This window comes from Kribbella polygonati, from assembly GCF_050320105.1.
Lineage (GTDB): Bacteria > Actinomycetota > Actinomycetes > Propionibacteriales > Kribbellaceae > Kribbella.
Map to the genome: position 1 here is coordinate 485,620 of NZ_CP190129.1, position 13,095 is coordinate 498,714.

Sequence of the window (13,095 nt, forward strand, 5' to 3'; positions counted from 1 at the left end):
GCTTCCGTGTAGGGCCTTCGACCAGGCGCCCGGGGATCACCCCGGGCGCCTAGTCGTGTTTACGGGCGACGACCGTGATCTCGTTGCGGTTGTGGTGCAGCTGGCGGGCGTGGAGTACGTCGTACCGCTCGCCGAGGACCTGGAGGCCGCGACGGGCGCCGTCCAGGGGGTTCTTGCCGCCGCCCTTGAGTGTGACGATCGCGAGACCGTCGCGACGCAGGTGGGCGGCCGCGTCGAGCATCATCCGGGCGCTGGTCACCTGGTCCATCCGCATGTCGTTCACCACGACGTCGAAGCGGACCCGGTTGTTCGCGAAGAACCGGCCGGCCGTGGTCGCCTCGTGGTGGATCCGCCGGTCGCCGCGCAGCCGCGGGTCCAGCGTGCCCGGGTCCACCGACCACACCTCCTGCCCGTGCTGCCGCAGGATCCGCGTCCAGCCGCCCGGCGACGCCCCGAGATCCACGGCCTTCCCGCCGCGCGGCAGTTCCAGCCCGAAGGTCGCGATCGCCTCCTCGAGCTTGAACTCCGACCGCGACACCCGCTCCTCGCCGCGGGCCAGCCGCATCCGCCCGCCCGGCCAGTCCGACAGGCTGTCCGCGAGCCGGTTCAGGCCGAGCAGGACCGCCTTCCGGCCGCCGAAGCACGAGACGACGTACTCCTGCCCCGAGCGCGTGACAGCCACGCCGCGACCGGCCAGCGCCGCCTCGATCCGGTGGTAGAACGACCCGCCGCCGAGGCCGTCGGTCCAGGCCTGGACCGCCAGCGCCTTCGGGTACTCCGGCAGCTCGGCGAGCACCAGCTCCGCCAGCTCGTAGTCCGGCGGCAGCTCCTCGAAGCTCCCGATCTCGACCGTCAGATGCCGCACGAACATGATCCGCCCGGCGTCGCAGGCCACGGCCAGCTCGCCCACCGGCACCCCGTCCACCCGCCCGAGCTCCGCGCCGACCCGCTCGATCCGCAGGTCCCGCCCGAACTCGCCGCGCAGCTCCCGCACCGCCAGCTCGTAGTCGCCGGAGAACAACACACTCACGGGGGAACCGTACCGAACGACGGGACGTAGTCGGGTACGTATACGCCGCCGCCCGCCTGGCGACTCCGCGGAACTCGCCCCGGGCGGGACCACTACCCGTCCTTCGGTACGCGTTAGCCTTCCGGGCGTGGAGCAACTGACGGTTGAGGTGCTGCGGGCGTGGGCCCGGACCGCGTTGGCCGAGCTGGCCCGGGCGCGGGCCGAGATCGACGAGCTGAACGTGTACCCGGTGCCGGACGGCGACACCGGGACGAACCTCTACCTGACCTGGGAAGCCGCCTGCGACGCGCTGCCCAAGGGCGAGCTGACCTTCACCGAGGCGATCCAGGCGTTCGGCCGCAGCGCCCTGCTCGGCGCCCGCGGGAACTCCGGCGTGATCACCTCCCAGCTGATCCGCGCCTGCGGCCTCCGCCTGACCGAGAACCTGCCGGGGCACCGCGACGCCGCTGCCGACGGCGCCGACCGGCCCGGCGATCCGCCCGGGGTTCTCGCCGACCCGCCGATGAGCGAGGCCGCCGCCTTCGCCGACGCGCTCCGGTTCGCCGCGGACGCCGCGTACGGCGCGGTCGCCCAGCCGGTCGAGGGGACGATGCTGACGGTCGCCCGCGCGGCCGCGTCCGGCGCGATGACCGCCGCGAACGCCGGCAAGTCCCTCGCCGACGTCTGCCTCGCCGCGGTCGCGTCCGCCCGCCAGGCGCTGACCCGGACCACCGAGCAGCTCGACGTACTGCGGCGCGCGGGCGTCGTGGACGCCGGGGGAGCCGGGCTGGTGGTGATCCTCGGCGCGATGGAGTCGGTCCTCACCGGCCGGCACGTCCGCGTCGACGTACCGGCCCGGGTCGAACCGCGGGGCGAGAGCAGTGCGAGCGTCGACGGTCCGGCGTACGAGGTGATGTACCTGCTGGACGCGGCCGATGACCAGGTCGACGGCTTCCGGCAGCGGCTCGCGGCGCTCGGCGACTCGGTCGTCGTGGTCGGCGGCGACGGGCTCTGGAACGTCCACGTGCACACCGACGACGTCGGCGCCGCGATCGAGCGCGGCATCGAGATCGGCCGCCCGCACCGGATCCGGGTCACGCACTTCGAAGACCAGGCGCACCACCATGAGCCGGTCCCGGGCCGGGCCGTGATCGCGGTCGTCGCCGGGGACGGACTGGGCGAGCTGTTCACCGAGGCCGGCGCCCGGATCATCCGCGGCGGCCCCGGTCGGCGCTGCTCGACCGGCGAGCTGCTGCGGGCGATCGAGGAGTCGAAGGCACCCGAGATCGTGATCCTGCCGAACGACCAGGACTCGCTCGCGGTCGCCGAGGCCGCCGCCACCGCCGCCCGCCAGGACGGGATCCGGGTCGCGGTCATCCCGACCCGCGCCCAGGTCCAGGGCCTGGCCGCGATCGCCGTCCACGACCCGCAGCGGAGCTTCGACGACGACGTCGTACAGCTCTCGGCCGCCGCCGGGCAGACCCGGCACGGCGCGGTCACGGTCGCGGTCAAGGACGCCTGGACGATGGCCGGCATGTGCCGGGTCGGCGACGCGCTCGGAGTGGTCGACGGCGACTTCGCGCTGATCACCGACGACCTGGAGCAGGCGGCGTACGGCGTGGTCGACCGGCTGCTGGGTGGCGGCGGCGAACTGCTGACGATCGTCACCGGACGGGACGCGGACCCGGGTCTGGCGGCGGCCGTCGAGCGGCATGTCCGGCGGGCACGCAAAGATGTCGATGTGATGGTGTACGACGGTGGGCAGGACAGGTACCCGTTGCTGATCGGGGTCGAATGAAGACTGACATGGACCGGAAGCTCCGGGACTTCCTCGGGGCGAAGACGGCCAAGACGTTCGCCGAGGTGCTCGGGATCGAGACCGTCGGCGAGCTGCTGCGGCACTACCCGCGGCGGTACCTGAAGAAGGGCGAGCTGACGCCGTTCGACGAGCTCGAGGTTGGCGACCAGGCGACCGTGAACGGCCGGGTCAAGAAGGTCACCGCCCGCGCGCTGGACACCAAGCTCGAGATCAAGCCCGAGGACGCCCACAAGTTCCGGAAGCGGCGCACGATCACCAAGGTCGTGGTGACCGACGGCCGCAACGACCTGGAGGCGGCGTTCTTCAACCAGCCCTGGCTGCTGACGAAGCTGACGCCCGGCACGTCCGCCCTGTTCTGGGGCGAGGTGACGATGTTCCGCACCACCATGCAGCTGAAGAACCCGGGCACCGAGGTCCTCGACGAGGAGGACCTGACCGAGGCCGAGATCGAGCGCCGGGCCAGGCCGTTCCGGCCGCTCTACCCGGCGACCTCGAAGTTGCCGACCGCAACGATCGAGCGGTCGGTGAAGATCGTGCTGGACAGTCTGGACGAGCGGATCGACGACCCGGTGCCGGACCTGATCCTGCGCAACGAGAAGCTGCTCGGGCTCCGGGACGCCTTGCAGCTGGTGCATCTGCCGGACACCGAGAAGGACATCGACAGGGCCCAGCAACGGTTCCGGTTCGAGGAAGCGCTGGTGATGCAGACGATCCTCGCCCAGCGGCGGGCCGTCACGGACGCGCTGAACGCCGTACCGCGGCCGCGGGTCCAGGGGCGGCTGCTCGACGACTTCGACAAGCGGCTGCCGTTCGAGCTGACGGACGGTCAGGCCGAGGTGGGGGAGGAGGTCTTCGCGGACCTCGCCCGTCCGCACCCGATGCACCGGCTGCTGCAGGGTGAGGTCGGCTCCGGGAAGACTGTGGTCGCGCTGCGGGCGATGCTGTCCGTGGTGGACAACGGCGGCCAGGCCGCGCTGCTGGCGCCGACCGAGGTGCTCGCGGTCCAGCACCACAAGACGCTGACGAAGATGCTCGGCGAGCTGGCCGAGCAGGGCATGCTCGGCGGCGCGGAGCACGCCACCAGGATCGGGCTGCTGACCGGTTCGCTGAACGCGGCGGCCCGGCGTACGGCGATGCTCGACGCGGCCAGTGGCGCCGCCGGGATCGTGGTCGGGACGCACGCGCTGCTGGAGGACAAGGTCCAGTTCGCGGATCTCGGGCTGGTGGTGGTCGACGAGCAGCACCGGTTCGGGGTCGAGCAGCGCGCCGCGCTGAGCGCGAAGTCCGGCGACAACACCCCGCACGTGCTGGTGATGACCGCGACGCCGATCCCGCGGACGGTGGCGATGACGGTGTTCGGCGACCTCGCGGTGTCGACGCTCACCCAGCTGCCGGCCGGGCGGTCGCCGATCCAGTCGTCCGTCGTACCGGCGAAGGAACGGCCGGACTGGCTGCAGCGCGCCTGGGCCCGGGTCCGCGAGGAGGTCGGCAAGGGGCATCAGGTGTATGTCGTGTGCCCGCGGATCGGGGACGACGTCAAGAACGCTTCCGATGAGGAAGGCGAACTCCTCGAGACCGATGAGGGCGGCAAGAAGCAGGCCCAGAAATCAGCATTGCCGCCGATCTCGGTAACCCAGGTGGCCGAGGCGCTCGGCGAGATCCTGCACGACCTGCGGGTGGAGATCCTGCACGGGCGGCTGCCGGCCGACGAGAAGGACGCGGTGATGTCGCGGTTCGCGGCCGGGGACGTCGACGTACTGATCGCGACCACGGTGATCGAGGTCGGGGTCGACGTACCGAACGCGTCGACGATGGTGATCATGGACGCCGACCGGTTCGGGATCTCGCAGCTGCACCAGCTGCGCGGCCGGGTCGGGCGGGGCAAGGTGCCGGGGCTGTGCCTGCTGGTCACGGACCTGTGGGCCGGGTCGAAGTCGTACGGGCGGCTGGAGGCCGTCGCGTCGACGACGGACGGGTTCGAGCTGTCCCGGATCGACCTGGAGACCCGGCGCGAGGGCGACGTACTGGGGGTCGCGCAGTCGGGTCGGCGGTCGAGCCTGAAGCTGCTGAGCGTGCTCCGCGACGAGGACGTCATCCTCGCGGCCCGGCACGTGGCGAACTCGATCGTCTCGGTGGACGCCGAGCTGGCCGAGTACCCGGCGCTGCGAAGCGTCATCCGGGAGGCCTTGGAGTCCGAGACCACCGAGTATCTGGAGAAGACGTGACGCGGATCGTCGGGGGAGCGGCGGGCGGGCGGCGGATCGGCGTACCGCCCGGGAGTGGGACGCGGCCGACGGCGGATCGGGTGCGGGAGGCGTTGTTCTCGTCGCTGGAGTCCGAGTTCGGCAGCTTCGACGGGCTCGCGGTGCTCGACCTGTACGCCGGGTCCGGCGCGATCGGGCTCGAGGCGCTGTCCCGGGGCGCGGCGCGGGCCGTGCTGGTCGAGTCGGACCGGCGGGCAGCCGAGGTGATCGCGGCGAACATCGCCGTGGTCGGGCTGTCCGGCGCGACGCTGCTCGCCCGGCCGGTGGAGAAGATCACAGCGAGTGATGCTCCGGCTGTGTTCGACCTGGTATTCGCGGATCCGCCGTACAAGCTCGAGACGGCCGAGCTGCAGGACGTGCTGACCGATCTGGCGGCGCACGGCTGGCTGGCGGACGACGCCGTACTGGTCGTCGAGCGCGGGAAGCGGGAGCCGTGGGAGTGGCCGGAGGGGTTCGCCGCGCTGCGGGACCGCAAGTACGGCGAGGCCCGCCTTTGGTACGGTCACCGCCATGGCTAAGGCGGTCTTTCCCGGCACTTTCGACCCGCCCACGGTCGGGCATCTCGACATCGTCACCCGGGCGGCCGCCGCCTTCGACGAGCTGGTCGTCGCGACCGGGGTGAACCAGTCGAAGAACCGGCTGTTCGACCCGCGGGAGCGGATCGAGATGCTCACCGAGCTGGTCGAGCCGTTCCCGAACGTCCGGGTCGGCACCTTCGACGGCCTGCTGGTCGACTACTGCCGGGCCGAGGGCGCGGGCGTGATCGTGAAGGGCCTGCGGTCGGCCGCGGACTACGACTACGAGCTGCAGATGGCGCAGCTGAACCGGCGGATGACCGGGGTCGACACGCTGTTCTTCCCGACCGCGCCGGAGAACGGGTTCGTCTCCTCCAGCTGGGTCAAGGAGATCGCCAGGCTGGGCGGCGACGTCAGCTCGTTCGTGACGCCTGCTGTTCACGCACGGTTACTGGACAAGCTCTAGTGTGCCCCGGATTGGGCGGTACGCCGCGGAGTTGGTAGTCTTGACAACCGGTCTCGACGAGACCGAGATCTTGCCTGCCCACGCCTGAGAGGTTTGTCCTGAGCGTCCTGGACCCGCGGTCCCCACTCGTGATCGACACGCACGAGCTGACACGCCGCGCCGGGTCCCAACGCGAAGTCACCTTCACGGCGCCGGCGCCGGCAGATCTCGGAATCGACGTGATCGGCGTCCCCGAAGGCGATCCGATCCAGTTCGATCTACGGCTGGAATCGGTGGTCGAAGGGGTGCTCGTCACCGGAACGGCCCGTGGCCGCCTGGTCGGGGAGTGCGCGCGGTGCCTGGTCGATATCGAGGACGAGTTCCTCGCTGACGTCCAGGAGCTGTACGTCTACCCGGAGAGCGAAGCCGAGCCGGACGAGGCCAGCCGGATGGAGGGCGATCTGATCGACCTCGAGCCGGTGCTGAGGGACCAGGTGGTGCTCGCACTGCCGTTCCAGCCGTTGTGTACGGACGACTGTCCGGGACTGTGCCCCGACTGCGGGGTGCGCCTGGCGGACGAGCCCGGCCACAAGCACGAGGAACGCACCGACCCGCGCTGGGCCGCCCTGGGCGGACTCGTTCAGCAGGACGAACAGAACCACAACTAGAGATGCCAGCCGTCTGGGGGCCGACCGTCCCCAGTGAATCAAGGAGTTCATGACCGTGGCCGTTCCGAAGCGGAAGATGTCGCGCAGCAACACCCGTAGCCGCCGGGCGCAGTGGAAGACGACTGCCCCGTCGCTGGTGACCTGCGTGAACCCCGCCTGCCGCGCGAAGCACCTGCAGCACACCGTCTGCCCGAACTGCGGCCAGTACGGCGCCAAGGGCGAGCGCCGCCAGGTCGTCGAGAGCTAAACGGCACCAGTCACAGTGAATTCTTCGGTCAACGAAACGGGGCTCTACGCCGAGCTGAATCAGCGGCTCGGCGTATCGCTGGCTGACAATTTGCTGGAGCACGCCTTCACCCACCGTTCGTTCGCGTACGAGAACGGTGGGCTGCCGACGAACGAGCGGCTGGAGTTCCTCGGGGACTCCGTGCTCGGCGTCATCGTCACGGAGTCGTTGTTCCGGAACCACCCGGACCTGAGCGAGGGCCGACTGGCCAAGCTCCGGGCCGCGGTGGTCAACATGCGTGCGCTCGCGGGTGTCGCCCGCGAGCTCAAGCTGGGCAAGTACCTGCGGCTCGGCCGCGGGGAAGAGGCCACCGGTGGTCGGGACAAGTCCTCGATCCTCGCCGACTGTGTCGAGGCGCTGATCGGCGCCGTCTACCTGGACCGCGGCTTCGAGGTCGCGGGCGGGGTGGTGCACCGGCTGTTCGACGACCTGATGGAGTCCTCGGCCCGGCTCGGTGCCGGCCTGGACTGGAAGACCTCGCTGCAGGAGCTGGTCGCCCAGCTCGGCGTCGGTGTCCCGGAGTACGTGATCGCGGAGTCCGGGCCGGACCACGCGAAGACGTTCGAGGCCCGGGTCCGGATCGGTGCCGACACGTACGGCCACGGCATCGGCCGGAGCAAGAAGGAAGCCGAGCAGCAGGCCGCCGAGACCGCCTGGAAGGCCCTGCGCGCCGCGCACCCGGACAGCGTGGACCCCTCGCAGCAGCCCTGAGGTGCCTGAGCTTCCCGAGGTAGAAGTCGTTCGGCGGGGGCTGGTGGAGTTTCTCACCGGCCGGACCGTCGAGTCCGTCGAGGTGCTGCACCCGCGCCCGGTACGGCGTCATGCCGCCGGGCCGGAGGACTTCGTGTCCCGGCTCAAGGGCCAGGTGTTCGCCGAGCCGGCCCGGCGCGGGAAGTACCTGTGGCTGCCGCTGACCTCCGGCGACGCGGTCCTCACCCACCTCGGGATGAGCGGCCAGTTCCGGGTCCAGCCGGCCGGCGCGCCGGACGAACCGCACCTCCGGGTCCGGTTCCGGTTCGCCGACGGCGGCGGAGAGGTCCGGTTTGTGGACCAGCGGATGTTCGGTGGTCTGTCGTACTCCGAGGGCGGCGCGGAGCTGCCCGCCGAGATCGCGCACATCGCCCGGGACCCGTTCGATCCGCTGTTCGACCCGGACGAGGTGGTCGCCAGGCTCCGGCGCCGCAAGACCGGTCTCAAGCGGGCGTTGCTGGACCAGACCGCGGTCAGCGGGATCGGCAACATCTACGCCGACGAGACGTTGTGGCGGGCCAAGCTGCACTACGCCCGGGCGACAGAAACGCTGAAACCCTTACAAATAAGGGGTGTTCTCGGTCACGCGCACGACGTGATGGCGGCGGCGCTGACCGTTGGTGGCACCAGCTTCGACGCGCTGTACGTCAACGTGAACGGGGAATCGGGGTACTTCGAGCGCGGCCTGAACGTCTACGGGCAGGAGGGGGCGCCGTGTCCGCGGGACGGCCGGCCGATCCGTCGCGAACCGTTCATGAACCGTTCGTCGTACCGGTGCCCGAAATGTCAGCCCGTTCCACGGCATGTCCGCTGGTGAACGAGGTATCGTTAACAAATGTGGCCCAGGTTGACCCGTCGCCCCCGCCGGTGTCACCCTGAAAGACGGCACACCTTTTTCGGCGCTCCCGCATGACCTGGACTGAGGAGCGCGACCGGCCAGAACCCTTCCGGAGGACAGCACAATGGCCAAGGCTCTTCTAGGGCATCTTGGAGGCACTGACCCGCGCATGCTCGAGCAGGTTCGTCTGCTCAACCGGCGTGTCGCTGATCTGGAGGCGCACGTGATGCGGCTCCAGGCGGAGAACGATCATCTGGTGGCCCAGATCCACGAGGGTCGGCTGCTCACCGTCGACGAGGCTCTGCGCGCCCCCGCTTCGGTCTGACGCTTCAAGAGAAGAACTTCTCGACCGTCCGCACTACGCTACGAACGGCGGTGGCCCCCGTCCGGGCCCCCGCCGGTTGTCTTTCGCCGGCCACCTCTGAACGGCTCGGCCTCCGCCGGATTACGCGAATCTCTTTGTAGACTGCGAAGCGGAACACCTTCCCCCGGGTAGCGGCAGCGTGACGAACAGCTACGGCGGTTCCTTAGGTACCGTCTGTCCTTTCACGGGTTGGAGACCTTCGCCTTGTACCTGAAGAGCATGACGCTCCGGGGTTTCAAGTCGTTCGCGTCCGCGACGACGATGAACTTCGAACCAGGCATCACCTGCATCGTCGGGCCGAACGGCTCCGGCAAGTCCAACGTCGTCGACGCACTGGCCTGGGTGATGGGTGAACAGGGCGCGAAGTCGCTGCGCGGCGGCAAGATGGAGGACGTCATCTTCGCCGGCACCTCCGGCCGTTCGCCGCTGGGCCGGGCCGAGGTCGTCCTGACCATCGACAACACCGACGGCGCGCTGCCGATCGAGTACGCCGAGGTGACGATCAGCCGGACGATGTTCCGCAACGGCGGCTCCGACTACCAGATCAACGGCCAGAACTGCCGGCTGCTCGACGTCCAGGAACTGCTCAGCGACTCCGGTATCGGCCGCGAGATGCACGTCATCGTCGGCCAGGGCCAGCTCGACTCGATCCTGCGCGCCACGCCGGAAGGCCGCCGCGGGTTCGTCGAGGAGGCCGCGGGGGTCCTGAAGCACCGCAAGCGCAAGGAAAAGGCGATCCGGAAGCTGGAGGCCACCGAGGGCAACCTGAACCGGCTCGGCGACCTGATCACCGAGATCCGCCGCCAGCTGAAGCCGCTCGGGCGCCAGGCGGAGGTGGCGCGCCGGGCGGTGACGATCCAGGCGGAGGTCCGGGACGGCCGGGCCCGGCTGCTGGCCGACGACATCGTCCAGGCCCAGTCCGCACTGGAGGCCGAGCTGCGCGACGAGGCCCGGCTGACCGAACGCCGTACCGAGGTCGAGGCGAAGCTCCGGGAGGCCCGGGAGCTGGAGGCCGAGCTCGAGGACGCGCTCCGCGAGGACGCCCCGGCGCTGCAGGCCGCGCAGGACACCTGGTACCAGCTGTCCGGCTTCGGCGAGAAGATCAAGGGTACGGCGCGGATCGCCGCGGACCGGATCCGTTCGCTGAACGACGAGGCCGAGGAACCGCGGCCGGGGCGTGACCCCGAGGAGCTGGAGCTGGAGGCGGCCCGGGTCCGCGAGACCGAGGCGCAGATCGAGGCCGAGGTCGAGGCGCACTCCGAGCTGCTCGCCGAGTCCGTCGAGCGCCGCCAGCAGCTGGAGTCCCAGGAGGCCGAGGAGGAGCGCCGGATCTCGGCGCTGATCCGGGCCGCCGCCGACCGCCGCGAGGGCCTGGCCCGGCTGACCGGCCAGGTGAACGCGCTGAAGAGCCGCGCGGCCGCCGCCGAGTCCGAGATCGGCCGGCTCGCGAACAACCGCCGCGAGGCCGAGGAACGGGCCGCGAAGGCGCAGCACGACTTCACCGCGCTGGAGACCCAGGTCGCCGGGCTGGACGCCGGCGAGAAGGGCCTCGACGAGGAGTACGAGGGCGCGCAGGCGGTTCTCGACGAGCTGGACGAGCGGCTGGCGAAGCTGCGGGCCGAGGAGCGCGACGCCGAGCGCGAGCGCACCGGCCTGGCGGCCCGGAAGGAGGCCCTCGAGCTCGGTCTGAACCGCAAGGACGGCGCCGGCGCGTTGCTGGCCGCGTCCGAGCAGATCAACGGCCTGATGGGGTCGGTCGCCGCGCTGCTGAGCGTCCGGCCCGGGTACGAGACCGCGATCGCCGCGGCGCTCGGCGAGGCCGCGGACGCGGTCGCCGTCACGCACACGGACGCCGCGCTGCACGCCGTCGGCCACCTCAAGGAGCACGACCTCGGCCGCGCCGGGATGCTGCTCGGCGACGCTCCGGCCGACGACTACTCGGTGTGGCCGGTGCTGCCGTACGGCGCGTCGTACGCCGTGGATGTCGTCGAGTGCCCCGAGACGCTGCGGCCCGCGCTGCGGCGGCTGCTGCGCAAGGTCGCGGTCGTGGACGACGTCGACGCGGCGCGGTCCCTGCTCCGGAACCTGCCCGACGTCACCTGCACGACGCGCGCGGGCGACGTACTCGGGGCGCATTTCGTGTACGGCGGGTCCGACGCGGCGCCGAGCCTGATCGAGGTGCAGTCCGCGGTCGACGAGGCGGCGGAGAAGCTGGTCGAGGCGACGGCGCGCAGCGAGCGGCTGCGGTTCGAGCTGCAGGCGCTGGAGCAGGAGCGCGCCCGGCAGAAGGAGTCCGTCGAGATCACGCTGGCCCGGCTGCACGAGTCGGACGCGTCGATGGCCGCCGTTGCCGAGCAGTTGGGGCACTTCGGATCGCTGGCCAAGGCGTCCCGCGGTGAGGCCGAGCGGATGGCCGAGGCGATCGCGGCGGCCGAGGAGGAGCGCGACCGGAACCTCTCCGGCCTGGCCGAGCTGGAAGAGCGGCTGATGGACGCCGAGGCGTTCGACGAGGAGGGCGACGAGCCCGACACGTCGGAGCGGGACCGGCTGGCCGACGCCGCCAAGGCGGGGCGTGCCGCCGAGATGGAGGCCCGGCTGGCGCTGCGGACCACCGAGGAGCGGGCGCGGGCGCTGTCCGGCCGCGCGGACTCGCTGGAGCGGGCGGCGCGGCAGGAGCGCGAGGCCCGGGCGCGGTCGATCGCGCGGGCGGCCCGGCGGGCGCGGCAGGCCGAGGCGGCGAACGCCGTACACCTGGCGGCCGGTCACGTGCTGGCGCGGCTGGAGTCGTCGCTGCAGCTGGCCGCGGCCGAGCGGGCGGAGATCCAGGCGCAGCGGGCCGACCGGGAGCAGGCGCTCGCGCAGGCCCGGTCGCAGACCCGGAACCTCAGCTCCGAGCTGGAGCAGCTGACGAACACCGTGCACCGGGACGCGCTGGCGCGGGCCGAGCAGAAGATGCGGCTCGAGGCGCTGTACGAGAAGGCGCTCGGCGAGCTGGGGGTCGAGGTCGACGCGCTGGTCACGGAGTACGGGCCGGACCAGCCGGTGCCGCCGGTGGCTTCGCCGGACCAGGAAGAGCAGCCCGAGGGCGAGCCGTTCAACCGGACCAAGGTGGAGAAGCGGCTCAAACAGGCCGAGCGGGCGCTGAACCAGCTCGGCAAGATCAACCCGCTCGCGCTGGAGGAGTTCGAGGCGATGGAGGAGCGGCACCGCTTCCTCTCCGAGCAGCTCGACGACCTGAAGAAGTCCCGCCGCGACCTGATGGACATCGTCAAGGAGGTCGACGAGCGGGTCGAGCAGGTGTTCACCGAGGCGTACCGGGACGTGGAGATCGCGTTCGAGCACGTCTTCAGCCGGCTGTTCCCGGGCGGTGAGGGACGGCTGGTGCTGACCGACCCGTCCGACATGCTCGCCACCGGCATCGACGTCGAGGCCCGGCCACCCGGCAAGAAGGTCAAGCGCCTGTCCCTGCTGTCCGGTGGTGAGCGCTCACTGGTCGCGGTCGCCTTCCTGGTCGCCCTGTTCAAGGCCCGCCCGTCGCCGTTCTACATCCTCGACGAGGTGGAAGCCGCCCTGGACGACACCAACCTCGGCCGCCTCCTGGAGATCTACGAGGAACTCCGCGAGAACAGCCAGCTCCTGGTCATCACCCACCAGAAACGCACCATGGAGGTCGCCGACGCCCTCTACGGCGTCACCATGCGCGGCGACGGCGTCTCCGCCGTCATCTCCCAACGCATCCGCGAACCCGAGCCCGTCTAGGCCGTGATGGTCATCGAGGCGAGCTGGTCGGCGCGGACCTCGAAGGTGAAGTGGGAGGGGCCGTTGAAGCCGTTGCCGCCGACCTGGGTGCGGATGGTGAGCGGGTTGCCCGGGGTGCTGACCTCGGTGGCGGCGAAGGTGGCCTGCTTGCCGATCAGTTCGTTGTCGCTCCAGGCGCGGATCTGGTCGGGGCCGCGGAACTCGCGGCCCCAGTCGTTCACGTAGCCGTCGGGCGCGAAGGCCGCGACGAACGCGTCGTTGTCGAGGGCGTCGATCGCGTCCAGTGCGCGCTGGACCGGTGCGGGAATCTCCTGGCTCATGGTCCCGACCATAGTTGAACCGATCGGGCGTTCCGTACGTGTGCGGGGTGATGTCGCT

12 protein-coding genes are annotated in these 13,095 nt (G+C 70.9%); 10 read left to right on the forward strand and 2 right to left on the reverse strand.

Annotated elements, in window-relative coordinates; translation table 11 throughout:
• Positions 1 to 49: 49 nt before the first annotated feature.
• Positions 50 to 1,030, reverse strand: a complete 981-nt coding sequence (locus ACQHIV_RS02240) for an SAM-dependent methyltransferase (protein ID WP_427891152.1) — start codon at positions 1,028 to 1,030, stop codon at positions 50 to 52.
• A 127-nt stretch (positions 1,031 to 1,157) separates the two neighbouring features.
• Here ACQHIV_RS02240 and ACQHIV_RS02245 point away from each other — a divergent pair, with 127 nt between their 5' ends.
• The 10 genes from ACQHIV_RS02245 (at position 1,158) to smc (ending at position 12,717) form a co-directional block, all read left to right on the forward strand.
• Positions 1,158 to 2,807: a DAK2 domain-containing protein gene (locus ACQHIV_RS02245; protein ID WP_427891154.1), complete on the forward strand. Its 1,650-nt coding sequence runs from the start codon at positions 1,158 to 1,160 to the stop codon at positions 2,805 to 2,807.
• Entirely contained in the window at positions 2,804 to 5,053 is a 2,250-nt protein-coding gene (recG, locus tag ACQHIV_RS02250; protein WP_427891156.1) for an ATP-dependent DNA helicase RecG, read from the forward strand. The genes ACQHIV_RS02245 and recG overlap by 4 nt, the downstream gene beginning before the upstream one ends.
• Complete coding sequence (rsmD, locus tag ACQHIV_RS02255; RefSeq protein WP_427891158.1) at positions 5,050 to 5,610, forward strand: 16S rRNA (guanine(966)-N(2))-methyltransferase RsmD; 561 nt, start codon at positions 5,050 to 5,052, stop codon at positions 5,608 to 5,610. Before recG ends, rsmD begins: the two co-directional genes overlap by 4 nt.
• Positions 5,603 to 6,073, forward strand: a complete 471-nt coding sequence (gene coaD, locus ACQHIV_RS02260; RefSeq protein ID WP_427891160.1) for a pantetheine-phosphate adenylyltransferase — start codon at positions 5,603 to 5,605, stop codon at positions 6,071 to 6,073. Before rsmD ends, coaD begins: the two co-directional genes overlap by 8 nt.
• 128 nt (positions 6,074 to 6,201) lie before the next feature.
• The gene (locus tag ACQHIV_RS02265) at positions 6,202 to 6,720 is read left to right on the forward strand and encodes a YceD family protein (protein ID WP_427891162.1); all 519 of its coding nucleotides are present in this window, start codon (positions 6,202 to 6,204) and stop codon (positions 6,718 to 6,720) included.
• A 55-nt stretch (positions 6,721 to 6,775) separates the two neighbouring features.
• Complete coding sequence (rpmF, locus tag ACQHIV_RS02270; protein WP_130387616.1) at positions 6,776 to 6,967, forward strand: 50S ribosomal protein L32; 192 nt, start codon at positions 6,776 to 6,778, stop codon at positions 6,965 to 6,967.
• A 15-nt stretch (positions 6,968 to 6,982) separates the two neighbouring features.
• On the forward strand, positions 6,983 to 7,717 hold the full coding sequence (gene rnc / locus ACQHIV_RS02275; protein ID WP_325037793.1) for a ribonuclease III: 735 nt from the start codon (positions 6,983 to 6,985) through the stop codon (positions 7,715 to 7,717).
• A gap of 1 nt (position 7,718) precedes the next feature.
• Positions 7,719 to 8,573: a bifunctional DNA-formamidopyrimidine glycosylase/DNA-(apurinic or apyrimidinic site) lyase gene (mutM, locus tag ACQHIV_RS02280; RefSeq protein ID WP_427891164.1), complete on the forward strand. Its 855-nt coding sequence runs from the start codon at positions 7,719 to 7,721 to the stop codon at positions 8,571 to 8,573.
• A 190-nt stretch (positions 8,574 to 8,763) separates the two neighbouring features.
• A complete protein-coding gene (locus tag ACQHIV_RS02285) occupies positions 8,764 to 8,919 on the forward strand; it encodes a hypothetical protein (RefSeq protein WP_233715190.1) in 156 nt (51 codons plus the stop codon).
• 243 nt (positions 8,920 to 9,162) lie between these two features.
• The gene (gene smc, locus ACQHIV_RS02290; RefSeq protein ID WP_427896392.1) at positions 9,163 to 12,717 is read left to right on the forward strand and encodes a chromosome segregation protein SMC; all 3,555 of its coding nucleotides are present in this window, start codon (positions 9,163 to 9,165) and stop codon (positions 12,715 to 12,717) included.
• Here smc and ACQHIV_RS02295 read toward each other — a convergent pair.
• On the reverse strand, positions 12,714 to 13,037 hold the full coding sequence (locus ACQHIV_RS02295; protein ID WP_427891166.1) for a nuclear transport factor 2 family protein: 324 nt from the start codon (positions 13,035 to 13,037) through the stop codon (positions 12,714 to 12,716). The two genes, smc and ACQHIV_RS02295, sit on opposite strands and share 4 nt — an antisense overlap.
• Between the last annotated feature and the right edge of the window lie 58 nt (positions 13,038 to 13,095).

Excerpts from the sequence above, each read along its gene's own strand:
- coaD (WP_427891160.1), top strand. The coding sequence starts at position 5,603 with ATGGCTAAGGCGGTCTTTCCCGGCACTTTCGACCCGCCCACGGTCGGG.
- ACQHIV_RS02295 (WP_427891166.1), bottom strand. The coding sequence starts at position 13,037 with ATGAGCCAGGAGATTCCCGCACCGGTCCAGCGCGCACTGGACGCGATC.
- ACQHIV_RS02285 (WP_233715190.1), top strand. The coding sequence starts at position 8,764 with ATGCTCGAGCAGGTTCGTCTGCTCAACCGGCGTGTCGCTGATCTGGAG.
- recG (WP_427891156.1), top strand. The coding sequence starts at position 2,804 with ATGAAGACTGACATGGACCGGAAGCTCCGGGACTTCCTCGGGGCGAAG.